The organism is Marinomonas sargassi, from assembly GCF_025716875.1.
In the GTDB taxonomy this organism is placed as follows: domain Bacteria; phylum Pseudomonadota; class Gammaproteobacteria; order Pseudomonadales; family Marinomonadaceae; genus Marinomonas; species Marinomonas sargassi.
Genome location: NZ_JAOVZB010000007.1, coordinates 1 through 25,139, shown reverse-complemented (window position 1 = coordinate 25,139; position 25,139 = coordinate 1). Strand labels below are relative to the sequence as shown.

Below are 25,139 nucleotides of genomic sequence, written 5' to 3'. Positions count from 1 at the left end.
AATATGAGGCCTTTTTATTATTCACTATTTGATTGCCGCGAGTTTTACTTAACAGGAATCATTTCAGTTATACTGACGACTTGACTTAATTAAGTGGAACGCATGTGATTTCTAAACATAAGAAGACGCAAGGTAAACGCACCAACAAGCTAGAACTTCATCCTCGTAATCCGCATAACAAGCGTTACGACTTTGATTTGCTGGCCGATTCATGTCCTGATCTTGCTAACTACATCAAGCTTAATCAATATGGCAATAATTCCATTGATTTCTCTAACCCTGATGCAGTCAAAGCGCTTAATAGAGCCTTACTGAACCATTTCTATGGTGTCGCTTTTTGGGATATCCCAAGCGGCTTTCTTTGCCCTCCTATTCCCGGTCGTGCCGATTACATTCACTATTTGGCTGATCTACTGGCTGACAGTAATGGAGGTAATATTCCCCGCGGTAAAGGCATTAAGGTGTTAGATATTGGCGTTGGTGCAAATTGTGTCTACCCCATTATTGGGCATCAAGAATATAGTTGGCAGTTTGTCGGTTCTGATGTGAACCCTGTTGCCATAGCCACATGCGACACCATAATAAAATCTAACAGCAGTTTAAAAGGCGCCATCGAAACTCGCCTACAAACTAATCAAAACAAAGTATTTGATGGTATCTGGAAAGAAAAAGACCGCTTCGACATTACCTTATGTAACCCCCCTTTCCATACTAGTGAAGCCGCCATGCAGAGTGAATCATCCCGTAAATGGCGTGGTGTGAAAGCTAAACAGAATCAATCCTCCCCTCCCAAATTAAATTTCGGTGGCTCAGCTGCTGAACTATGGTGTGAAGGAGGTGAAACTGGGTTCATCTGCCGTATGGTGAAAGAAAGTGAACAGTATGCAAACCAATGCTTCTGGTTTACTTCTTTGGTTTCTAGACAAGAAAATTTAGACAAAATTTATAAAGCATTAAAGGATATTGGCGCTAAGCAAGTAAAAACAGTCTCCATGGCTCAAGGTCAAAAAATCAGTCGCTTTGTTGCATGGAGTTTTCTAGATGATAGCCAGATAGATTACTGGAAGGGTTATTATTGGCAGAGTTAGGATAAGGTACAAACAAACCCACTGGCTTCAGCGTGTGGATAACGCTTTATGATTTGAGGCGAGTTTCGCCGTTCAACATTAAACACTTTGGCAAGAAGCGTAATTAAAGAATAAAAAGAGTTTAGACCACGCTCTTTACCTCTTTCAGAAAACTCAGAAGGCTTATGCGCACCTTCCCTAGCTATAAAATGTTTTTTATTGCGATATTTTGTTCATTATCGTAAACAACTCATCTAATATGATTTAAACAGTGTGATGGATTCATAAAATTTTACCTAATGGCATTTTTTGCCTTTTTATGAAACACGATAGATTAAGTTTGGATTAATTATAGAGGTTTAATAGTGTTTAAAAGTTTTCAAACACGATTGATAGTTTTCGTCTTAGCATTATTGGCCTTAATTCAACTCGGAACGGCATTCGCTGTTCTATCTTCCCTTAAAAAAGAAAATTACCGCCAAGGGATTGCTGCCATTGATGTATCTCGGAATGTGTTTGATCTATTTCTAGCCTCTCGGGCTGAGCAGCTTATTCAAGGAGTGGAGATTCTCGCCTCTGACTTCGGTTTTAGGCAGGCCGTTGCTACCAGAGAAACGCAAACACTCCGTTCTGCTCTCGAAAATAATAGTACTCGAATTCATGCCGACTTTTCGCTACTAGTCACTCCAACAGGTGAGATAATAACCGCCACCCGAGACTTTGAACTAGACGAAACTACCGCAAATCTACTACAAGCGGCACGTCGCTCAGGCAACGCTTCCATCAGTACAAAAACATCCTATGGACCAAATGCTTATCAATTAGTACTAGTGCCAGTCAAAGCACCTAATGTGGTAGCTTGGGTAGGCATGGCTTTTGTGCTCGATAAGGCACTCGCAGAAGAAATCAAAAGCGTTGCAGGCTTGGATATCAGTTTCATTTACAACACCACAAATACAGAGGAGTTTAGTGGCCAATCGACTTTACCCGAAGCGGATAAGAATTTACTGCTAAAAAGCTTAGGGGATATTGCCACTATTCTTAAAACACCTGTTTTCTCTGACAACGAAGAATACTTATCTTTAGGCGTCGACCTTAAGTTGCCTAACCATTGGGGAGTCATCAACTTACCTTATGGCCCTTGGCTTGAAAGTTATAAAGACACGCGAAACCAACTATTACTCGTCTTTTCTGGCACTTTAACACTGGCTATTTTATTGGGGTTAATCTTTGCAAGGAACATGACTAAGCCTATTAATCGATTAGTCAATTATGCCAGCCAAATAGGTCAAAGCATCAATAAGTCGAAATTAGAAGCCCCTAAGATGACAGGGGAATTTGGTGTTCTTTCGAAAACCATGGAACAGATGAAAACGGCTATTATCAGCCGAGAAAAAGAACTAACTTATCGAGCCTCCCATGACACCTTAACGGGCTTGTATAACCAGAGTGCTGTAGAACTACACTTAGCTGAAGTATTACCCAAAACACAAGGCGGTATGATACTCGTCAACATTAGGCACTTTAAAAACCTCAATAATATGCTCGGTGTAGATATTGGCAATTTGTTGCTTTCTAAGGTAGCTGAGAGGCTCAGCAACTGGAGCCAAGATGTTCATATGTTGGCGCGATTAAATTCTGATAAATTCTTACTCATCCTTGAACAAGACATTTCACTTCAAGATTGCGAAAGCATTAAATCTCTATTCAATCCAGAATTTGAAACAGAAAGTGCTTCGGGGGTCTCATCTTGCATGCGACTTGATGTCAGTATCGCGGTATTACCTTTTGTACATGCCACCAATAACGTTAATACGGCTCTGAGAAGACTAGATATCATTTCAGACAAGGCAAGAGCAGAAACAGGCTTATGCGAGTTTTATGAACAGGGACAAGATGAAGACCATCAACGCCAGCTCACTATTATTCGAGACTTAAGTGAGGCCTTAGCAAGCAATCAGCTGTTTGTGGTTTATCAACCAAAAGTCGGCCTAAAAAATAAAGACTGCCACGAAGCAGAAGCCCTTATTCGTTGGATACATCCAGACCTTGGTTTCCTACCTCCCGATGAGTTTATTACCCTATTAGAGCACGCTGGTAACATACAAGAACTCACCAAATGGATATTAAACTCGGTATTAGAGCAACTCAGTCAATGGTGGGCTCAGGGCCATCAGATACGGGTCGCGATTAACTTGTCTACTCATGACTTACTGGATGATGAGCTACCAAAAATGGTGGAACAAGCTTTAGAAGCTAACAACTTACCCCCTCAAGCACTGGCACTAGAAGTAACGGAAAGTGCGGTGATGAAAGACAGAGAGAAAGTGATCGCTATCTTACAATCACTTCGCGAAATGGGCGTTCATCTTGCCATCGATGACTTTGGTACAGGGCAGTCCTCTCTTGCCTATCTGCATGATTTGCCTGTCAACGAAGTAAAAATTGACCGCGCTTTTATCCAGTTTATGGATACCAACAAATGCGACGAATTTATTGCCAAAGCATCCATCGACCTTTCCCATGCATTAGGCTTCCAAGTGACCGCTGAAGGCGCTGAAAATACCGCTGGTGTGAGTTTACTTGAGAAATATAAATGTGAGAAAGTACAAGGATATGTCTTCTCTAAGCCTTTGGTAGCCGATGAGTTTTTCCAGTGGCGTGAAGATTTTCACAATACGGCTCATAGTACTGAAGATTAATAGGTTCAAAATACAGCAATGCTTCTATTCATCAGACTTTTATTACTTTCATTATTGGTGGTCTGCGTTACCTTTTTTGGCTTTATTTTATGTTTACTCACTCTATGGTCAAAAAACCGCGTTTACTATATTGCTAAGGTCTTTTCTGCTGTCGCCCCTTGCTTTGGTTTACAGGTAGAAAGCAGAATAGCACCTGCGGCTGCCCACAGCCCCCAAGCTGTCTATATTGCCAACCATCAAAATAACTTTGATCTATTTACAATAGCAAAGGTGCTACCTAAGAGAATGGTGGCGATTGGCAAATCCACTTTACTATTCATTCCCTTTTTCGGCCTACTCTATTGGGCCAGCGGCAATATTATTATTAACCGTAATAACTCGAAAAAAGCCATCGCTACTATTGATCAAGTTGTGGCTAGTATGAAGAAAAATCAAACCTCGATTCTTATGTTCCCTGAAGGTACGCGCAGCCGTGGCAGAGGTTGGTTACCCTTTAAACGCGGCGCCTTTCATGCTGCTGTGCAAGCAGGTGTGCCGATTGTGCCCATTGTCTGTAGCAGCACCCACCAGCAAGTAAACTTGAACCGTTGGAACAATGGAAAGGTGATTGTAGAAATGTTGGAGCCAATCGATACATCATCATTTGATGATCACAATATCTCTGAATTACTGTCCTATTGCGAAGAACAAATGCACGCCACACAGGCACGCCTAGATAAAGAACTGGGTAAATAGAAACGTTTTTAATCTGCGTTAAGCACTCGTAAAGCAACACCAGCTGCCGAAGTACGGTTTTCGACCCCTAGCTTTGGAAATATTTGCTCTAGGTGTTTGTTCACGGTTCTAGGGCTCATTTCTAGGATCTCTGCAATTTCACGGTTGGTTTTACCATTGGCAATCCAGTGTAAAACTTCTGATTCTCTATCTGTTAAATTCAGCTCAATTTTCAATAAGCTAGGACCCGTTGGTTTATTACCATCTTCCAGCTTAAGCAAAATTTCCTTTTGCTCAGTCGGCCCCATCATTTTAACCGCTAACGGATACTCTAAGCCTTCAAGCTTTAGGCTATTACCTGTTTCTGGATCATGGGCCAACCACAGACGAATTTGTTGAGCGAGTTGATGACTTTGCCACTCTTGACTCACCTTTGCCTTAGCGAGCAAAGCGTAGGTTTGTGGGGTTGCCCAAGCAATGTCGCCATTATAAGTGCAGGTCATCAAATGCTGCCCCATATGGTCCAAAGCCGATTGTGCATTATTACTTAGTCGAGCATTCGTCAGGTGCACCTTCATACGCGCAATTAATTCATTGGGTTGGATAGGCTTAGTTAAATAATCTACGCCACCAGCTTCCAAACCTCGCACTATGTCTGTGGTATCACTTAGTCCTGTCATAAAGATCACAGGAATAGAAGACAAACTCGGATCTGACTTTAATTGCTGGCATGTTTCAAAGCCATCCATATTCGGCATGATGGCATCTAACAATATGATATCTGGGCGAATACGCTTTGCGATAGTAAGCGCTTGCTTTCCTTCTAATGCAACGAGAACATCCATATTAGCTGCTTCAAGAGTATCGTGTATCAAACTCAACGCATCTGGTGAATCATCAACCACTAAGACTATGTCGCTTTTATTGGTCGGTTTCATTTTCAAAGTTCCACGCTATTAGTATGTTGTTTGATGTATTGAACAATGCCATCAAACTGAAAGCTCTGATATAAAGTATCTAACTGTAAATAATGCTCTTGGGCTATGACCTCAGTTTGACTGAGCTGCTCTAATATACCATGCACTCCTTTTTTATAACCCATTTCTGCAAACGCCATAAGTTCCCGAATCATTTCATGATCAGGAATAGGGCTAAGAACATCACCCTCTGTTAACCCTTCGTCATGAGGTATAGATGCCTGAGGGAATGCATTACCATCTAACTCTTGATAATCCCACTCAAGATTCAATCGGTTCCCTATTACTTCTAACAACACACTGTTATCCACTGGCTTCACTAGGTATTCATCAAATACAGCTTGTTCTTCAGGCTCTCGCTTGTTCTCTTGAGCATCGGCTGACAACATAATAATAGGTATAGTCGAGCCAGAATCACGTATGACTTTTGCCAAGTCTAAACCACTCATGCCCGGCATAGAGACATCCAGTACAAACAAGTCTGGAGAACAGGAGTTCAGCTGATCTAAACAAGCTTGAGCATTACTGGCTTCCAAAACGGTAAAACCAAGTGGAGCAAGAATATCTGACAGCAGCCCCCTAACAACAGGATCATCATCGACTACCATGAGTGTCCGCTGGTAACCGCTATAGCTGACAATACGCTGGGGCTCGGCTAAAGAAGACTCTCCTTCACTGACCCAAGGTAACATCAGATTTACCCTAAATTCACTGCCCTCACCTTCCTGTGATTTTGCTTGCAGGTCTCCCCCCATTATCTCAGACAACAGTTTCACGATTGTTAGACCTAAACCTGTACCCGGTAAGTTCCCCGTACTGATGTCTCGAACTCGCTCAAAAGGGTCAAAAATGCGTTCTAAATGCTCTTTTTTGATACCGACGCCCGTGTCACGAATCACAAAATCTGCCACTTGGTTGCGGTAATTCACTTCAAACAACACCGATCCTGAAGGCGTGTATTTCACCGCGTTTGACAATAAGTTAATCAGAATCTGTCGTAGGCGTTTTTCATCCGTTACAACATACTGGGGTAATGGCGCATTAATCTGAGTTTTAAATTGAATGCCTTTTGATGTGGCTTGCATTGCGAACATGCTGTTTAGCTGATCGATTAGTTTCGGTAGATCCACCGTATTTCGATACAAATCAAAGCGCCCTGCTTCAATTTTAGAAATATCCAAAAGACCTTCAATCAGATTAGCTAAATACATGCCACTACGATGGATGATTTCTAAGCCATTATGGTGACCCGATGGCGTACTTTCCTTCTCTGAAAGTAATTGTGCATAGCCAATGATAGATTGCAGCGGAGTACGCAGTTCATGACTAATCCCCGTGAGATAACGACTTTTCGCCTCGTTTGCTTGCTCAGCTTGCTCTTTCGCGTCTTGTAGGGCTCGGTCGGTTTCTTGGTGGGCATCTATCTCCCGTACCAGTTTACGTGTTTGTCGATTCGACTCTTTCTGGGCTGAGAATCGACTTTCATGGGCCAACAAAAATAACCAAGATAAGACACCTGACACAATCAGCAAGATAAAAAACAACGCCAGTAATGTATCAGACAGTATCTCAACTTCTCCTGCCGTACTCGGTGCCATTTGTTTATAGATCAACATCATAAGAGCGGCATTGGCGATATTGATGACTGTCAGCAATGAAAGAAAGCGACCAAATCGAGAATTCAATAAGCGAACGATACGTTTCGGTAAAAACAGCTTAAAGAAGTAGTCACTCTGCTGGCTTATGCTGGCCTGTGGTTTACAACTGTCTAGACATCGCGCATCTAAAGAACAGCATAAAGAACAAATAGGCTGCATATACGCAGAACAAAAGCTCATGTCCTCCACTTCAAATGAGTTTTGACAAATTCCACAGGTTAACGTGGTGAAGTTTTTCTGTTTCTGCTGCTCAATTTCAATAAGAGGTAATAACTCTGGGCTTTGACGCGCGATGTAGTATTTACCCTTAGTTGCCCAAGCAATAATAGGCACGAAAATGAAACAGCTACCAAGCGAAATAAAGTGACATAAACTCTTCGCAACTTCGCCAAATACACCGAGATAACTGACCAACCCCAGTGTCGTGGCAATAACCATGGAGCCCGTACCAACGGGGTTAATGTCATAAAGGTGAGCCCGTTTAAACTCTACATAATTAGGGCTTAAACCAAGGGGTTTATTGATCAATAAGTCAGCGGACAAGCTGCCAAGCCAACTCACGGCACTGATCGCAAACACACTCAGTATCGCCCCAAGTGCTTGATAAATTCCCAGCTCCATCAGTAACAGCGCTATGGTCACATTAAACACCAACCACACCACTCGACCGGGGTGGGAGTGAGTTAAACGGGAAAAGAAGTTCGACCAAGCTATGGAGCCTGCGTAAGCATTAGTCAGGTTGATTTTCATCTGGCAAATAAACACAAAAATGGCCGCTAACACCAGAGCCGTAGCAGGCGAAGTGGTCAGAAAAAAGAAGACTCTTTGGTATAAATAGGTCGGGTCGGTTGCCTGTATGTCCGTTGCTCCATCGGATATGGCCAAATAGGCTAAAAAAGACCCTAGGAGCATTTTAATGGCTCCCATAAACACCCAACCGGGGCCTGCTAAAATCAGCCAAAACCACCAGCGCCTGCGGTTTTCTTGGGTCTTTTTCGGCATAAATCTCAGATAATCTACCTGCTCACCTATTTGCGCCATCAAGGCAAAAAGTACGGAGGCTGCTGCGCCAAAGAGTATCCAATCAAACCCAGTATTGGCAGGCAAATGAGCAGGTGTGTATTCAGTCCAGCCCTGAAACTCTTGGTATTCTTGGGTTACTACAACGCCAATGGCAGCGAACTGCAGCACCAGCCATACCCATTGGGTCATATTTTGAAAGCGACTAATCGCACGAATACCGTGTAGCACGATGGGAATCACAAAGAACGCAGATAGCGCATAACCAATCAGTAGAGGTATACCTAATAGCACTTCCATCGCGGAGGCTAAGATAGCCGCTTCTATGGCGAAAAATATAAAGGTAAAAGAAGCATATATGAGTGAAGTAATAGTTGAACCAAGGTAGCCAAAGCCAGCCCCTCGGGTGAGTAGATCTATATCTAAACCGTGCTTCGCGGAGTAATAGGCTATCGGGAATCCAGTTACAAAGAAAAGAGCCAACACAGTGAGAATAGCGGCAATGGCATTGGTAAAACCATAACCTAGGGTAATCACGGCAGCTAAGCCTTCAAGGGCAAGAAAAGCCGCAGCCCCAAGCGCAGTATGACCAATGCGCTCTATGCTCATGGTACGACTTTGCTTCGAGGTATAGCGGAGAGCGTAATCCTCCATGGTTTGGTCAGCTACCCACTTATTATAGTGGCGTCTCACTTTAAAGATTTTTTGGGTAGCCGACATGACAACTCGCTTAGGTTATTCCACTAAAAACATTAACTCACTTTCCATTACACAACCGCTTTCGCCGTCGGTAATTCCTTAGCTTCTAACATGCCTTCAGAAACAATGAACTGGATAATGTCATCCAATCCTTGTGCTTGCTTAAGGTTAGAGAATACAAAAGGACGCTCGCCACGCATCATGCTGGCATCACGGTCCATCACCTCTAATGAAGCGCCTACCAGAGGTGCTAGGTCTGTTTTATTAATAATCAAAAGGTCAGACTTAGTAATACCCGGACCACCCTTGCGTGGAATTTTATCGCCTGCAGAAACGTCAATTACATAGATGGTTAAGTCAGAAAGCTCAGGGCTAAAAGTCGCACTTAAGTTATCACCACCCGACTCAACAAACACCACATCTAGGTCACCGTGACGAGCCAAGAGCTGATCAATAGCGGCAAGGTTCATAGATGCATCTTCACGAATGGCGGTATGGGGGCAACCACCTGTTTCAACACCGACAATACGGTCAGCGTCTAGTGCTTGATGCTCGGTAAGAAACTTAGCGTCTTCTTGGGTGTAAATATCATTGGTCACAACCGCAATGTTGTAATAATCGCGCATTGCCGAACATAGCGAACGTAATAAAGCCGTTTTACCTGATCCAACAGGACCGCCGACACCGACTCGTAATGTTTGTTTTGGCTTACTCATAATCAATTCCTCTATACAGCGAGACAGCTTCTTTTATGAACGAAACAGTCTTGAATATTGTGTTTCATGTTGGGCACTGGCGATGGCTATCATAGGTAAACCAGCCCCTATTCTTTCTTCTTCTATGGTTAACGACAAAGCAATGGCTTGATCGATACAGCCTTGTAATTCACCCAGTAATTCTTGTGACTGGGTTTGCCCTAATGGCACTAATTTGGTCGCTGCGGCGATCTGGTTTTCTAACCAAGACCAAGTAAAACCCAATGCAGCTAGATCAAAATTCATCTTCCAGTGCTTCGTCGCGATCGCAAACAAACATACAAAGCTTGTGTCTTCGTTACGTGCAAAAGGGGTTTCAATACCCAAACTTGCCATTAGGCGAGATAAGGCTTCCCCCATGGCCGTATCATTTAGACGCAACTCTTTCGTTTCTCGACAAGCTAAAACTAGGTCATTAATTTCCAACAGTCTGTCATTATTTTGGGCTTCAACGGCTTCCATGCTAAGCCGCAAAATAGGCAAATCGACTCGTGCGACCGACTCTTGTATCTGTAGCTTTGTCCAGTCAAACACGTCTTGTTTATTTTTCACCCATGCCTTTTCAATGGCGTACTCCATCCCTTGAGAAAAAGCATAGCCTCCTACTGGCAAGCTAACGCTACTGAGCTGCAATAATCGCAATAGAGCGGTATCAGTGGTTGTGATGACCATGACTGTAAGCCCCTGATTCTGGATTGAAAACAGCTGTTTCATGGGTAACAACAAGGCCAAGTAAATGTAGCATCTCTTCCAATACATGATCCGCTTTAATGCGTAACCAGCGGTCACCCACTTGCACTTTCGTATGGCGGTTGCCAAGGTGATAACAGGCTTTAGAAAAGGCTACCCAGTCATCACAGCTGGCATGGGCTACTTCTTCTACAGCACCTTCCACTCGAATGGTTTTGGCGCACTCTGAACGAAGGTACTCCCCAACTAATAAGGGTTTACCGCGCTCAAGGAAGACGCGTATTTCTTCACCGTTTTCGCCTGTTAGCTTTAAACGGCCACGCTCACGCTGCTCATAGGTCAAAGTGACTGTGGTGTAAACCTCATCATGACAATGGGTTCCAAGGCGAGTATAAATATCTAGCATTGCTGTCCTCGCAGATTCTTAAAATAAGTTATATAACTGAGCTAGCGGTAAGGTTTCTGCAGGCTCACAAGTTAATAACTCACCATTCGCGCGCACTTCATAAGTTTGTGGATCTACCGTGATATCTGGCATCCAGTCGTTATGAATCATGTCTTTCTTCGTCAAGCTACGAGTGTTTTTACACTCCACTAAGTCACGCTCTAAACCGAGACTTTCTTTCAAGCCATTATTAAGCGCGGCCTTTGAAACAAAGGTAACGGATGTGGCCGCAGCTGCTTTACCAAAGGAGCCAAACATAGGTCGATAATGCACAGGCTGTGGCGTCGGAATAGAAGCATTCGGGTCACCCATTGGCGCATTGGCTATCATGCCACCTTTGATGATCAAAGAAGGTTTCACTGCAAAGAAAGCAGGATTCCATAATACCAAGTCTGCTAATTTGCCTTCTTCAATGGAGCCGACTTCATGGCTGACACCATGGGTAATCGCAGGGTTTATGGTGTATTTTGCAATATAGCGCTTAGCTCGAAAGTTATCCGCTCCAATAGCTTCATCTTCAGGCAACAAGCCAAATTGTTGCTTCATTTTATGGGCAGTTTGCCATGTTCTGGTAACCACTTCCCCAACACGCCCCATGGCTTGCGAGTCTGACGAGATCATAGAGAACGCACCGCGATCATGGAAAATATCCTCGGCGGCAATGGTTTCTTTACGAATCCGCGAATCCGCAAAGGCCACATCTTCAGCAATATTACTGTCAAGGTGGTGACAGACCATCAGCATGTCTAAATGCTCATCCACTGTGTTGTGGGTGTAAGGTCTGGTAGGGTTGGTTGAAGATGGTAACACGTTCGAAAAGCCTGCAGCACGAATAATGTCTGGCGCGTGACCACCACCAGCACCTTCTGTGTGATAAGTGTGAATTACTCGATCTTTAAAGGCATCTAAGGTGCTGTCTACAAAGCCTGATTCGTTCAAGGTATCTGTATGGATAGCAACCTGAACGTCATAAGCTTCTGCCACAGATAAGCAGCAATCAATGGAAGCGGGAGTTGTGCCCCAGTCTTCATGAAGTTTTAATCCACAAGCACCGGCTTCAAGCTGCTCTTCAAGGGCTTCTGGCAAGCTGGCATTACCCTTTCCTAGAAAACCTAGGTTCATCGGTAAGCTGTCTGTCGCTTGTAACATTTTGCCAAGATACCAAGGACCCGGTGTACAAGTGGTGGCTTTAGTTCCTGTTGCAGGGCCTGTACCACCACCAATCATGGTGGTTACACCCGAAGTAAGTGCTTCCTCTATTTGTTGTGGGCAAATGAAATGTATGTGTGCATCAATGCCCCCTGCAGTTAAGATTGAGCCTTCTCCCGCAATTACTTCGGTTCCAGGTCCAACCACGATATCAACATTATCTTGAACGTCTGGATTACCCGCTTTACCTACCTTGAAAATGCGGCCATTTTTCACGCCCACATCGCCTTTCACTATTCCCCAGTGATCTAGAACCAATGCGTTCGTGATGACTAGATCGACGGCGATATCATTTGTTACTTGGCTTTGTCCCATACCATCACGAATAACCTTACCGCCACCAAACTTTACTTCGTCACCGTATACCGTGAAGTCTTTTTCCACTTGAATCCATAAGTCGGTATCCCCTAAACGAACACGGTCACCCGTTGTTGGTCCAAACATTTGTGCATAGCTTTGTCTGTCCATGCTTGTCTTATCTTGTGTGCTCATTTGGAATCCTCCTTTGCAAGGCTTCCCATCACTTCTGCACGGAAACCATAAACCGTTTTACTGCCTGCATATTCGACTAGTTCAACTTCACGACCTTGACCGGGTTCAAAGCGCACGGCGGTTCCTGAGGCGATATTAAGACGGAAACCTTTCGTCAATTCACGGTCAAAAATGAGAGCTGGATTGACTTCGTAAAAGTGATAGTGAGAGCCAATTTGCACAGGACGATCACCTGTATTTTCGACACGAACCTTAACTCTCTTGCGGCCTGCATTGAGTTCTATCTCACCTTGGGCAACCTGTATTTCACCTGGAATCATGGTTTTTTATCCCCTTTCATTAATCTATTAAGTCGTCAGTTTGAGCCTTAGTTGATCGGGTTATGGACCGTCACAAGCTTGGTGCCATCAGGAAACGTCGCTTCTACTTGCACCTCATGAATAAGGTCAGCGACGCCTTCCATTACCTGTTCTGCGCTCAGTAAAGTTTTACCGTAGCTCATTAACTCAGCGACCGTTTTACCGTCTCGTGCGCCTTCGATGATCTCCATCGTAATATAGGCCATGGCTTCAGGGTAATTCAGCTTTAATCCTCGATTCAGGCGACGCTCAGCTAATAGGGCTGCCGTAAATACCAATAACTTATCTTTTTCTCTTGGAAGTAATTCCATGTCATCACCTCATAAAACGAAATTAGGTCGCCCAAATTCTAGGTGGGCAGGCTTTTTGTCCTGTTAATGCTGGGCGAATGGATAGCCAGCATTGAGTAAATAATTGCTTCATTTGTTCCGAATCGTTATGGAGACTGCGCACTATAATGAAGTCTCCAACTAGGCTAACACCACTTGTTGATACATGATCTCGACAATATGAACGTAATGTTTCAATCAACTCATCCTGTGGAACATCCAGTGCAAAAGGTCCTGCAATCATTAAGCCATTTATCGGCTGATTATTAAGACCTGCTTTTGCCTGTAAGAGTCGCTTGGTTGTGTTATCTACTACTAAACGTTCACGCACTTTAAGACGATTATTCTGGCGAATTTGAAAACCTTGTTCTGCATAGCCCTCTGCAAAATCCTTTTGGTTAGCAGGCAAGCCAAAGCAAGTTATTTCCCAACCAATGAACTTAGCACCATCGGCAAGTTCTACCTTGTTTTCTAATCGGGTATGGGCATTAGGATAAAGAATGGTTTCCTGAGGCAACCATTCCAAAATGCTGTTGTCAGCAACGTTAAGCTGCGTGACCTGATGCTGAAGAGCCTTGTCAGAACGAGCACGATAAACTCGCCCAGCTCCGGGTGTGGTAATAAGTACTTGGGTATTTTCCGCCAGATTAGCCGTAATGGTTAACCTATCACCTGAAACCAAGCCACCTGGAGGGTGAAGCAAATAAATATGTGCAATATCCGCCCCTTCTGGATAGAAGGGCTTTTGCACATAGAGAGGGCCTTTGTGGTCACAGGTTTTTAATACTGTGCCACGGGATGTCTTCAGGAAACCCAAAGTCAAAAAGGCAGGCCATTGAGATGCTTTTTCAGAGTCAACGTGAGAAACATTTACTTCCTGTGAAAAAACACTATTTGATGCAATATTGGTATGTTCGATCATTTATGTCCTAAAGATGGCACTTAAGTTTGGGCCGTATCAAAGCTCACTTATATATTGCTAATCACTATAAAGCGAGATGAAAGACGCCTTATAAAAGCTTCCCTCTTTTACCTAATTAACCATCCCTCAGCTATTTCTTGAATGACTTAATGTAACATTAAAGCCATTTCATCTCTTATAAAAAACTGTAATATTAAAGCCCTATAATGGAGCATAACAAGCAAGTTTGGGCCTTTCTATAAGTCAATTGACCTAGTACACAAAATATTTAGAAAGCTTTTCTATGTGAATGAATAACTTAAGAAACTATGGCGTAAGCTTTGCTTTGAGATTAAAACAACCTAGCCAGACTGTTAGTCACCCCTTAAATTTTGTCAATTAATGAATCATGGAGCCGAAAATGATTGAGAAAACCTACTTAAAAACCAAGCCTGAATGTAAAGTGAAGTTTTCCTTATCTGCGGATACGCTTGCTGGAGCAAAAAAAGTATTTGTTGTTGGAGACTTTAATGACTGGGATACAAGCTCACATCCGCTTCGTAAACAGAAGTCTGGCGCATTTTCCACCTCCATTAATTTTGCGGTTGAAAGCAGCTATCAATTCCGCTATCTGGTGGATGGAAACTGGTTAAATGACGATATGGCTGACGGCTACGCACAGAGCCCAATGAGCGGTGATTCAAACTGTGTATTAAACACTTAATACACATTATCTACCCATAGTTCAGATATAAAAAAACCAAGCAATTTAGCTTGGTTTTTTTATATCTGGAGCTGACTCTATTTAATTTTGAAGCGCTCTATTTGAACACTCAATTCATCAGATAAGGCTGAAATACTTTCACCAGATTGATAAATCTTCTGAATCGACTGCTCATTTTCTGAGGACATGGTAGCAACCGTTTCCAGTCTGTCACTAATATCATGAGCAACACCGGATTGCTGCTCTGAGACAGTGGATACTTGTACAGCAATATCGGAAACGCGTTTTACGTTATCAACGGCTTCATTTAATTTATCAACGGTTTCTTGTGACTTGCTAGCCACCTGTTGAGCATTCTGCACACTGGCATGAATAACACCTTGAGCTTCTTGAGATCCAGTTTGCAAAGCACTAATAATTTGTGCAATTTGCTGAGTCTCATGCTGAGTTCTTTGAGCTAGGCCACGCACTTCATCGGCTACAACAGCAAAACCTCGACCCGTTTCACCAGCTCGTGCAGCTTCAATCGCCGCGTTCAATGCTAGCAAGTTAGTTTGATCCGAAATTCCCTGAATGGTCTCTACAACTGCGTTAATGTCTTCTGTGCGTTGCGCTAAGTTATCTACAGAAACTTGAGAACGCTTCAGTTCATCTGCCACAGCATTGATATCCTGAGCTGCACGGGAAACAATTTCTAAACTCTGTTCCAAGTTCCCATCAGCCACTTCTGATGCTGAAGCAGCTTCTTGAATATTATTCGCCACTTCCTTGAAAGACACCGCCATTTCACTCATCGACGAAGAAATCTGAGTTGTATTGGCATGCTGCTCTTGAATATTTTGACTCGTTTCTTCTGTGATGGCCGCCAGCCCCTCAGAGGTTGAACTTTGAGTATGAATAGTCTGACGTATTTGACTGACTAAGCCACTCAAATTTGATGTCATTTTAGACATAGCACCATAGATCGAAGCAGGGTCGGCAGATGCATTAAACTCATGGGTCAAATCCCCCCCTGCAACTTGAGCCACAATTTCTTGGATTTCTTTTGGTTCGCCGCCCAGAGGCTTAGTAATCATTTTAACTACGGCCAAAGCAATCGCTATCACAGCGACCAAAATAATAAGAGTAATAACTGTGATGGTATCCAATAAGACTTTAGTACTTGATAATGCCTCGTCAATGGACACATCGATAATAAGCACCCAACCTAAGTCAGCTACTTCTAAAGGAGTATAAGCGGAAATCACTTCATCACCTTTATAGTTATCTAAAATCTCGTAACCTGTATTACCTTTTTGTGCTTCCTCTATAGAATGAGCATCAACTCTGCCTTTATCAGGGTACTGAAAAGAAGCTTTTACAGAGTGGTTTTCAGGGTCTAGATACGACTTAGATCGCATTAAATTATCTTTACCTACAAGATAAGCTTCACCGTACTCACCTAAACCTTCACGCTTACTCATTAGTTCATTAAGTACTTCAATCGGGAACTGAGCAATAAGCACGCCTAATACCTTATTATTTTCACCGTAAATTGGCGCTGAGATAAAGCCAGCAGGTGCATTATAAGATGGGATATACAAAGAAAAATCGGTAAAAGCACTACCACCTTTTGATACAGTCAAACCTTTACGGTAAGAAGCTGCTAACCCAGAATTACTGTAAGGGCCGTCGGCCAATGAGGTTGCATAATCAAGTTCTTTGAAGACACTGTAAACCACATCACCTTCTGGGTTTACTAGGAATACATCGTAAAAATCAAATTTTTGTTGAACATCCGTTAGGTATGAGTGCGCTTTTTTATGCACTACATCATATTCAAGCCCATATTCAGAGTAAGGTAATTCACCTTTACTACCGACTGGCTTAGGGTTATTCGTTATGTAGGCATATTGTAGAATTGCAGCAGTATCCGATAGGGGGGTTGTCAAAGCGGACATAGAAGGAACACTCAAGCTACCACTACTTTCTTTCAGAGCTGGCTCAAATTCGTTGCTATAGAAACGAGTTAAATCGTTTCGAATAGTGTCCATACTCGGTAATTTAGTTGTTTCGTTCTTAGAGACTTTTTTAAAAGCCGCATCAAAATCTTCTAAGCTGTGTCTCACTATCGGACTTTTTGCCAACAAGCTAACAACATCTTCCAAACCATGAAGGTATTCTTGAACAAGGGCTTTTTTACTTTGCTCTAATGAGGAAACTTTCTCGAATGCACTTTCTTTCAAAGAACTAGTGGAAAAAGTTAGTGAGATAGCAGTAACGATTAAAGCAGGAATAAGCCCCACTAAAATCAAAATCAGTAACACCTGTTTCTTAAATGTCATACAGAATACTCTCTCAATAGTTGTCGGATCGATATACTTTATTTACTTCCCAGTATCCCTACCTAGATAACTATTGAAAGCAAAATCAGGGACACAAAAAAATACACAATATACTTTGTCCCATGCGTTCTCTAGCTTCGCTTTGTGTCTTTTTGTTTAAGGCTTAATATATTCACTATTCCACAAACTTTATAAGGCTTAAACTCTAGCTTACACAATTCTTCCTTTTTCCTTATATAACAAATTATCCCTTCTGTCACATTTAACGTCGGAACCAACGCCAAAAATACAATACTTTTATCAAGGCCGATGCCACATACGTCATAGCACAAGCGATCAAAATACGTTTTATGACAGGCAACTCACTGTGCGATACATAATTACCTTCGGCCAAAATAGGCAAAGCTTTATTAAAACTGGCATCCCACTCTTCTGGCAACATTGCTAACTGAATCAGAACCGCCACAAAAGCAGAGATAACAACCAACATAGCATGTAATTGTGCAGTATACGGAATATGCATCAAGACACTAATTAACGGCCAGCCAATTAACATACAGCCAGTTATTCGCTGCAGTACTCTAGCCAAAGGGAGGTAGCGGGTACTTAATCGAGAAATAGGCTCTTTCTTTTCATGGGCAATGGCGTGCCCTACTTCATGGGCAGACACAGCGACCGCAGTTAAAGAGCGTCCATCGAACACGCTTGGACTTAAGCGAACTGCGTGAGCGATAAAATCAAAATGATCCTGCCCCTCAACGGTTCGTTCAATGGTCACGTTTTTCAATTCAAACCGCTTTGCGAGATGTTCAGCTAATTGACCACCGGTGCCAGCTAAATCTTTGCGTTCTTGTGAATATCGCTTCAGAGTCCACCTAACCCATATATTTGGCCCAACGATTAAAACCAACGCCATAATGATGACGATTACCCACAACATACATTCACCTACACTTGATTCCCTATAAAATTAATACCGCTCTTCTTTGTCATCACATACACTGTATCGAAACGTATTTATAAGAGCTATATATGAATAACCCGCTTATTGGACCCATTCTCGAGATTCTGAAGCAACACCCGAACGGAGTAAGTGAGTTTGATATATTAAAAGAGTTAAAAGGCGCTCTACCTGAGTTTTGCTCTTTAGCGGACGAGCCCAATCTTTGTTTATTCCGTCAGCACTTTTTTATAATGAATGCGTTATATCAATTGCATATTAATTTGTGGCAAGAAGAGAGCCTACATCTCAGTATTTCTTCAACACATATTGAACTCATCAGCTCCAAACAAGTCAATTTATCTAGCAGTAACGATATTAGTATCAGTGTTGACGAAAAGCTTGCGGCATACTATTTGGACTGGAGTGAGTATGAGAAAACAGACTCTGAAGAAGTCTCCCGATTAATAGATAGCTTTTATAAAGCCTTGCATGTAAATGACCATAAGGAATCTGCACTCAAAACGCTACAATTGAGCTCTGCTAACCCAAGCCAAACGGACATAAAAAAACAATACCGTAAACTTGCTCAACTGCACCACCCAGACCGAGGTGGGGATCAGGCCACTTTTATTAATTTAAGACAGGCATATGAAACACTAAAAATGGCTTTGTGACCTCTAAAAACAAAGACAATAAAAAGAGTCTCTAAGAATATTTATGATAATAAGCATTAAACAATTCACTTCTTCTTTTGATGTAAGTCGCTCTAGATTAGCGACTTACATTTGTCTTATAACGCTATTTATTAATGGTTGTAGTACCAATGAAATTGATCACTCTAATGATTTCAAAAATAATGGCAGAGATGCTAATGCACTAAAGCGCGACGCACTTTATTTAGCAGAAAGCCTTCCTCCTGGGCTCCCCTACCCAGATGCCACTTTTCAATTTGGCCTAGAGCAGCAAGCAAACTATTTAAATAAAATTAGCGAGCAAACCTTTGCATTAGAACAACTCACAACGAGTGTCTCTGATTTAAAAGTTGTAACAACAGAAATTCAGCACTGGTTAGAAAATCCTAAACATTCTCCAAACCTAATCGCTCATCAAATCAAAGGGCAAGATCAAAGGGGCAACGTGCAGATCACAGGCTATTATGTTCCTATCATTTCCGCACGCCACCTACCTGACAGCCAATATCGTTTTCCTCTTTATCGTAAACCGACAATTCGCAATGAGGATGGTACTTTCCCTTCACGAGAAGATATTGATTTTAAAGGTGCTCTTACAGGACAAGGTTTAGAGCTTGCTTACACTGACAGTTTAATTGATAACTTCTTTCTGCATGTACAAGGGTCGGGTGTTATCGAATATGAAGACGGAGAGCAAAAGTTACTCTCTTGGGGCGGAGTAAACGGGCATGCTTACCGAAGCATTGGCAAAGTATTGATAGAGAAAGGCGAAATAGATAGAAAAGATATTTCCGCACAAAGCATTAAGCAATGGCTAATTGAGCATCCAGAAAGGCAGCAAGAAATTTTATCTGCCAACCCCAGTTACTTATTTTTTAGTGAAGGGCCGAATAAACCGATTGGTGCCGCTAATGTTCCTCTCACCCCTTTATATTCTGCAGCGGTAGACCCCAGCGTTATTCCGCTCGGGTCAATATTGTTAGCACAAGTACCTAAACTCGATGCGAATGGCGACTTAATCGACCATGAGTTTCGCCTTTTACTTGCCCAAGATAAAGGCGGAGCCATTAAAGGTCCGGGGCACATAGATTGGTATCAGGGAATTGGGGAAGACGCTCACTTTCACGCAGGACAGCTAAAACACTTTGGCAAGGTATGGCTGTTACTTCCTAAACAAAGGCAGTAACAGCGCTTTCGGCGAGTAATATCCTTTTATGCGATTTGCTCGCCACGATAACGCTTATGCTTAGCTTCTTTAATTTTTTCTAAATCAACTAGCACTAAACCATCAACGCAATAACCAAAATCGGCATCAACGCCAAAATCTAAAAACCTAACACCGCCTTCTTCGCACAACTCACTGTACTGTTTGAATAAAGTCGGAACATTAGCATCTAGATGGCTCAACTGGGACTTCAATACTTTAAAGTCTTCTTCATAGTTATCACCACAAAATAATTCTGAGCATAATTGACTATGTTCAGATTGCACCTGATAAGGAGTAAACGAACGAGCCAAAGATTCATTATCTGAAAAATACAGCGAATAGAAATAGACGATAAAGTCTTTTGCGATTTGAGGATAGCTGTTACTCAAGCTCACAGGGCCAAACATATAACGAATTTCTGGGTGTCGATTCAAATAAGCACCAATACCGTACCATAAGTAATCTAAACTACGCTTACCCCAGTATTTAGGCTGAATAAAACTACGGCCTAGCTCAATTCCCTGTTCAAAATAAGGTTCCATATCACAAGAATATTGGAAGAGTTCGGCACTGTAGATTTTATTAGGCTTTTCCTCTTTCATATAGCGTGCAACTTCGCCTATACGATAAGCACCTACAATTTCCAAAGCCTCTTCATCCCATAAAACAAGGTGGCGATAATGCTGATCAAAACGGTCTAAGTCTGAAGATTCTCCCGTACCTTCACCCACTTTACGGAATGCAACTTCTCGCAGGCGCCCAATTTCCTTCATGGTGACAGACATGGGGTCGTAATCTAACAAATAAATTTGTTTATTGTCCTTGGTACTCCCAAGGTGCTCAGCGGTTTTTAGCTCTTGCTTTATCAACTGTCTATTCTGAGGGTGATTGATCGTTTTCTCCGTTTTCAATAACGGCTTTCTGCCCTTGGCAATACGATACAAATGACGTTTTACCAGTTTGCTTTTCTCTTTATCGCTCAAAGGTAAAGCGGCAACTTCTTTAATCGGAATAGACTGACCCACTTGCATAGGAATTTTACGATTACGTTGGCGGAACATCTCATTCGCAAGCTGCAAAGTAGAAAGTGGGCGGTAAACAATCGAGCTTGTGTAGAACAGCATAGAATTACGCCCACCAATATGAACAGGTAGTAACGGGCTATTGGTTTTATGGGCAATTTTCAGATAATTCTGATTCCATTTTTGGTCTTTCACGCCACTTGGCGATATACGAGACACCTCCCCAGCAGGGAAGATGATGACAGCCTCCTCATTATGCAAGCAATTCATAATGGCTTTAAGCTGCTGACGGGCTGTTTTTCCGCCAATATTATCCACAGGTAACACTAAGTTTTTCAGTCCATCAAAACCCATCAACATGTCATTAGCGACAATTTTGACATCAGGCCTAATTTCTCCGATCAGCCTTAATAAAGCTAAACCATCTAATGCTCCTAAAGGATGATTAGCGATGATAACCACTCGGCCGCTAGCAGGTATATTACGACGATCCACTTGGCTCACTTGATAACTAAAGTTGAAATGATCTAATACACAATCAATAAATTCGAACCCCACACAGCCGTCGTTTTTTTCCAGGAATTGGTTAACTTCGTTTTCGTGGAATAAGCGCTTTAACAGGCTTAACGTTGGGCGAGTGATAAGTGGGCTTTTTTCGAAAAATTGAGGGGATTTTTGGGCAATCATTTGCTCGACTTGTATCACAGTGAAACCCCACTCAAATTCAATTAGTTAGACCATGAAGAATAGAAAGTGATGATGACAAATCTGCGACAGAAAGATGACAATAATATTACTAGAGAGGAGGCTAACTGAAATACTATTTTAAATACAATCGAAAAAGAGAGAGGTTTGTTACGCCAACCTTATTTTATTCGTAACGCACAAATATTGCTTAAAAAAGAAGGTTGACGGACAAATTGAGAGTAAGGTTTAAATACCTTTTATTGCGCTTTGCTTTTACTGTTTCCAAGAGAGATATGACGAGAGCCTGTAAGCTGTGATTGACCGCTTACACCGGATTCAATCTTATCAATCTGTCCACCACGAGCAAGGAACTCCTGCATTTGCTTTTCAATGGATTCCGAAGTTTCCGTTGCAGCTGGCTGTTTCTTCTTTGTTGCCATTGTAAATAGTCCTTGATATATGAGTGAGTACCCACTATACCAGAATTACCAGCAAGCTATAACTCATCATGGCAAAAAACATCAAACAGAACAATATTCTGTAGCCTAAAGTAATCCTAGGAGCACTTTTCAACAATAAAGGTACAGGTAAGTTATCGGAAACCGATTCATCACATACGACATCAATAATCATTTAGATTACATTCGCTTCTGTATAATAAGCGCCAGAATAGTCCCTATAATTGTCTATATATTGGTAGCTGATAGCTTTATATGGCATGCTAGATCAATATAACTTCAACAACAGAATTCAAGCACCAAATTTTCAATACAATTTCATGGTAGATAGGCTCTTTTTTTCTATGTTCACAAATATTAAATTGCTATTCATTAATAGAAAAAAAATAACCGCCATATATTTTATAGCGTCTCTAGCCTTAAGCTTAATCATTGCTTTTGCAGGGCTTTATTTATATTTAATCGATGATTTAAACACTAAGTCCAAGCTTGCTGAAACGGCTCTTCAAGACAAAATGGATACGGTACATGAAGAATTACAAAGTACCTTATACAACACCCCCCTTTCTTGTTCAGAAGAAAGCATGAAGCATCTACGCGCCAAAACGTTCACATCACCTATTTTTAAGCGATTTGGACTCTTTGACAAAGAATACAAAATTTATTGTACGAACTCTGGCCCTCAAAATATTCAAATATTCTCAAGCATTGAAGAACGGATTAAAGAAAGCCAGAATAATACGACTGTATCACTCATCAGTGGCACATATAACAAACTCGGTTATCAAGCATTCATAGCTTATTATCAGAGTAAAAGTGGTCTTGGCATTAGTGGCCTTGCTTCTCCAACCAGCCTTTCAAGAGAAATAGACTATGTACTACCTCCATACTATTCCTATCGTCTCACCTTAGGTAAGCTTACTCTAGTCTCCAATAGACTACCTGCCAACACGCCATTATTAGGTCGAACACAAGCCTCTCTAGATGATTGGGCGATGACCTTTTCAATTTACCTACCAACAGGCTTTTATTGGCACTCTATCAACAACCTAATACCTTACATTACTATCATTTGGCTGCTCATATTTATTACCCTTTGCCTCACGCATTTAGGCTTTCAAAGGTACCACCAGTCTTTGATATACGGATTAAAAGAAGCGATTGAGACTGGCTCTATAGAAATATATTACCAGCCTCTAGTTTCGCTCAAGGACAAACAGGCTCACGGCTTAGAAGCTCTGATAAGATGGGATTCACCTCATCATGGTCGAGTATCACCACCTACTATTATTGAAACCTCAAGACGTTTCAATTTACTAAATGATCTCACATGGATGGTAATTAAAAAGGTTGGGGACTTCTATCGGGAAAACCCCAATCTGCTGAAAGACATTAGTACTGCGGTGAATATAGATAGATTAACCTTATTAGATAGCTCTTGTACCTCTAAATTAACAGGTATCCTCAAAGAGTACCCTGAACTAAAGGGAAAGCTTTTCTTAGAAGTAACCGAAACTTATGCCTTGACCGATGAAGAATTGCCTCTAATGATTAGCACATTATCTGAAATTAAAAAGTTGGGCATCCGCCTATCTGTAGATGACTTCGGTACTGGATATTCTGGCTTAGATTTCTTAAGACGCTTCCCCTTCGATACTCTAAAAATAGACCGTATATTTATTGCAAACTTACAGGAAGATGCGTTTACCCCTCAGGTTGTCACTTCAGTCGTATCACTGGCCAAAGAGTTAAATATGACAGTTGTAGCAGAAGGTGTTGAGCGCCAAGAACAACTTGATATTATTGAGCCCCTCGGAGTGCAACTCATTCAAGGGTATTACTTCAGCGCTCCACTTCCTGAAAAAAAGGCTCTTAAGTGGATCAAAGAAAGACAAGAGTAAGACCTTAACTCTCTCCAGAAAAATACTCTTACCAAGGTTTTATTATGGCGACATTAGTTTTTAAACTTAAGCACGTACCTGATGAAGAAGCTCACGAAATCAAACAGCTACTAATCGACCACGAAATTAGCTTTTATGAAACAACAGCTGGGCGCTGGCAAGTATCCTTATCTGGCTTATGGGTCAAAGACAAAGCACAAGCTCAGCAAGCCCTAGAGCTGATACAAGAAGATCAAGATGCTAGATCCAAGGAGATGATAGAGCCATCCTTGAAAGATTATCTATGTGGCTACTTAGAACATACAAAACAAAACCCTATAGAATCACTCTTCACTCTAGTTGCCATAGTGTTAGTCATAGGTTTATCTATCTTTCCCTTTGCACTATAAATACTCTTCACTATTAATCTAGTAACGCCCTTAAAGAAAGCTCTCCCTAAGCAACATTTACATCACTCTACTGGTTGCTTCCCTCTGAGTGCGTGCCCTCTAAACACAAAAAAGCCCTGACAGCGGTGCTATCAGGTCTTCTGTTGTTTCTATTTGAGGTTGAGCTGCTCTCACATGCATATCGTCTAAAGAGTCCCACACTGGCACGGTATTTTGATTTTCTCTTAGTCTCTTCCTAACGCTTTCTTCCGAGCACTTTTCTTCCGCACACAAAAAAGCCCTGACAGCATTGCTATCAGGGCTTCCATTATTTAAAGCTTGACGACGACCTACTCTCACATGGGATCCCCCACACTACCATCGGCGATGGCGCTTTTCACTTCTGAGTTCGGGATGGGATCAGGTGGTTCAACGCCTCTATGATCGTCAAGCAATTCGGTTGCGCCGTTATGATGTTCGTACATCACAACACGCCAATTCGTTGCTTGTCTCTCTATTGCTTCTTAGCATCAGATTGCTTGCTAAGCTTCAACAATTCTCTTTTTTGAATAACGTAAATCAAGTATTAAACCAGTAGTCATCATTGCTGATGCTATCGTAATCTGTGTCGTAATCTTTTCAGTAATCTAAGTTTCCTTTTCATACCTAAAAACCACTTTGGTGTTATATGGTCAAGCCTCACGAGCAATTAGTATTGGTTAGCTCAATGCCTCACAGCACTTACACACCCAACCTATCAACGTCGTAGTCTTCAACGGCTCTTTAGGGGACTTAT

21 protein-coding genes and 2 rRNA genes are annotated in these 25,139 nt (G+C 42.0%); 8 read left to right on the top strand and 15 right to left on the bottom strand.

Going from position 1 to position 25,139, the window contains the following annotated elements; all coding sequences use genetic code 11:
- Positions 1–104: 104 nt before the first annotated feature.
- The 3 genes from rlmF (at position 105) to OFY17_RS13920 (ending at position 4,504) form a co-directional block, all read left to right on the top strand.
- Complete coding sequence (gene rlmF / locus OFY17_RS13930) at positions 105–1,088, top strand: 23S rRNA (adenine(1618)-N(6))-methyltransferase RlmF (RefSeq protein ID WP_263531348.1); 984 nt, start codon at positions 105–107, stop codon at positions 1,086–1,088.
- 344 nt (positions 1,089–1,432) lie between these two features.
- Positions 1,433–3,769 carry a bifunctional diguanylate cyclase/phosphodiesterase gene (locus OFY17_RS13925; RefSeq protein ID WP_263531347.1) on the top strand — a complete coding sequence of 779 codons (2,337 nt, stop codon included), beginning with the start codon at positions 1,433–1,435 and terminating at the stop codon, positions 3,767–3,769.
- A gap of 18 nt (positions 3,770–3,787) precedes the next feature.
- Complete coding sequence (locus OFY17_RS13920) at positions 3,788–4,504, top strand: 1-acylglycerol-3-phosphate O-acyltransferase (protein ID WP_263531346.1); 717 nt, start codon at positions 3,788–3,790, stop codon at positions 4,502–4,504.
- 8 nt (positions 4,505–4,512) lie between these two features.
- Here the strand turns inward: OFY17_RS13920 and OFY17_RS13915 are convergent, their stop codons facing one another.
- Genes OFY17_RS13915 through OFY17_RS13875 form a run of 9 tightly spaced genes read right to left on the bottom strand, consistent with a single transcriptional unit; the run spans position 4,513 to position 14,038 of the window.
- On the bottom strand, positions 4,513–5,421 hold the full coding sequence (locus tag OFY17_RS13915; RefSeq protein WP_263531345.1) for a response regulator transcription factor: 909 nt from the start codon (positions 5,419–5,421) through the stop codon (positions 4,513–4,515).
- Positions 5,422–5,423: 2 nt separating this feature from the next.
- Positions 5,424–8,858: an ATP-binding protein gene (locus tag OFY17_RS13910; RefSeq protein ID WP_263531344.1), complete on the bottom strand. Its 3,435-nt coding sequence runs from the start codon at positions 8,856–8,858 to the stop codon at positions 5,424–5,426.
- Between the two features lie 47 nt (positions 8,859–8,905).
- Positions 8,906–9,553 (bottom strand): urease accessory protein UreG, encoded by a 648-nt coding sequence (gene ureG / locus OFY17_RS13905; RefSeq protein WP_263531343.1) that lies wholly within the window; start codon positions 9,551–9,553, stop codon positions 8,906–8,908.
- A gap of 33 nt (positions 9,554–9,586) precedes the next feature.
- Positions 9,587–10,264: an urease accessory protein UreF gene (locus OFY17_RS13900; RefSeq protein WP_263531342.1), complete on the bottom strand. Its 678-nt coding sequence runs from the start codon at positions 10,262–10,264 to the stop codon at positions 9,587–9,589.
- A complete protein-coding gene (ureE, locus tag OFY17_RS13895; protein ID WP_263531341.1) occupies positions 10,245–10,688 on the bottom strand; it encodes an urease accessory protein UreE in 444 nt (147 codons plus the stop codon). Before ureE ends, OFY17_RS13900 begins: the two co-directional genes overlap by 20 nt.
- Positions 10,689–10,706: 18 nt before the next feature.
- Positions 10,707–12,428, bottom strand: coding sequence for an urease subunit alpha (gene ureC, locus OFY17_RS13890; protein ID WP_263531340.1), 1,722 nt, complete (start codon positions 12,426–12,428; stop codon positions 10,707–10,709).
- Positions 12,425–12,748 (bottom strand): urease subunit beta, encoded by a 324-nt coding sequence (locus OFY17_RS13885; protein ID WP_263531339.1) that lies wholly within the window; start codon positions 12,746–12,748, stop codon positions 12,425–12,427. The genes ureC and OFY17_RS13885 overlap by 4 nt, the downstream gene beginning before the upstream one ends.
- Before the next feature lie 47 nt (positions 12,749–12,795).
- Complete coding sequence (locus OFY17_RS13880; protein ID WP_263531338.1) at positions 12,796–13,098, bottom strand: urease subunit gamma; 303 nt, start codon at positions 13,096–13,098, stop codon at positions 12,796–12,798.
- Between the two features lie 22 nt (positions 13,099–13,120).
- The gene (locus OFY17_RS13875; RefSeq protein ID WP_263531337.1) at positions 13,121–14,038 is read right to left on the bottom strand and encodes an urease accessory protein UreD; all 918 of its coding nucleotides are present in this window, start codon (positions 14,036–14,038) and stop codon (positions 13,121–13,123) included.
- A gap of 400 nt (positions 14,039–14,438) precedes the next feature.
- Here OFY17_RS13875 and OFY17_RS13870 point away from each other — a divergent pair, with 400 nt between their 5' ends.
- Positions 14,439–14,741 carry an isoamylase early set domain-containing protein gene (locus OFY17_RS13870; protein ID WP_263531336.1) on the top strand — a complete coding sequence of 101 codons (303 nt, stop codon included), beginning with the start codon at positions 14,439–14,441 and terminating at the stop codon, positions 14,739–14,741.
- A 77-nt stretch (positions 14,742–14,818) separates the two neighbouring features.
- Here the strand turns inward: OFY17_RS13870 and OFY17_RS13865 are convergent, their stop codons facing one another.
- Both OFY17_RS13865 and OFY17_RS13860 read right to left on the bottom strand, forming a co-directional pair.
- On the bottom strand, positions 14,819–17,065 hold the full coding sequence (locus OFY17_RS13865; RefSeq protein ID WP_263531335.1) for a methyl-accepting chemotaxis protein: 2,247 nt from the start codon (positions 17,063–17,065) through the stop codon (positions 14,819–14,821).
- Between the two features lie 262 nt (positions 17,066–17,327).
- Entirely contained in the window at positions 17,328–18,005 is a 678-nt protein-coding gene (locus tag OFY17_RS13860) for a zinc metallopeptidase (RefSeq protein ID WP_263531334.1), read from the bottom strand.
- A gap of 92 nt (positions 18,006–18,097) precedes the next feature.
- On the opposite strand from OFY17_RS13860, the gene OFY17_RS13855 reads away from it, so the two are divergent.
- Complete coding sequence (locus tag OFY17_RS13855) at positions 18,098–18,682, top strand: DNA-J related domain-containing protein (RefSeq protein ID WP_263531333.1); 585 nt, start codon at positions 18,098–18,100, stop codon at positions 18,680–18,682.
- Between the two features lie 43 nt (positions 18,683–18,725).
- On the top strand, positions 18,726–19,886 hold the full coding sequence (gene mltA, locus OFY17_RS13850; RefSeq protein WP_263531332.1) for a murein transglycosylase A: 1,161 nt from the start codon (positions 18,726–18,728) through the stop codon (positions 19,884–19,886).
- Positions 19,887–19,912: 26 nt separating this feature from the next.
- On the opposite strand, the gene OFY17_RS13845 is transcribed toward mltA, so the two are convergent.
- Together OFY17_RS13845 and OFY17_RS13840 are read right to left on the bottom strand one after the other, a co-directional pair.
- Positions 19,913–21,634, bottom strand: coding sequence for a lysophospholipid acyltransferase family protein (locus OFY17_RS13845; RefSeq protein WP_263531331.1), 1,722 nt, complete (start codon positions 21,632–21,634; stop codon positions 19,913–19,915).
- A 239-nt stretch (positions 21,635–21,873) separates the two neighbouring features.
- Positions 21,874–22,056 (bottom strand): hypothetical protein, encoded by a 183-nt coding sequence (locus OFY17_RS13840; RefSeq protein WP_263531330.1) that lies wholly within the window; start codon positions 22,054–22,056, stop codon positions 21,874–21,876.
- Positions 22,057–22,418: 362 nt separating this feature from the next.
- On the opposite strand from OFY17_RS13840, the gene OFY17_RS13835 reads away from it, so the two are divergent.
- Positions 22,419–23,975 carry an EAL domain-containing protein gene (locus OFY17_RS13835; protein WP_263531329.1) on the top strand — a complete coding sequence of 519 codons (1,557 nt, stop codon included), beginning with the start codon at positions 22,419–22,421 and terminating at the stop codon, positions 23,973–23,975.
- 44 nt (positions 23,976–24,019) lie between these two features.
- Positions 24,020–24,364, top strand: coding sequence for a DUF6164 family protein (locus OFY17_RS13830; RefSeq protein ID WP_263531328.1), 345 nt, complete (start codon positions 24,020–24,022; stop codon positions 24,362–24,364).
- 316 nt (positions 24,365–24,680) lie between these two features.
- Here the strand turns inward: OFY17_RS13830 and rrf are convergent.
- Positions 24,681–24,795, bottom strand: a 5S ribosomal RNA gene (rrf, locus tag OFY17_RS13825).
- A gap of 236 nt (positions 24,796–25,031) precedes the next feature.
- Positions 25,032–25,139 (bottom strand): 23S ribosomal RNA (locus tag OFY17_RS13820); the annotation flags it as partial.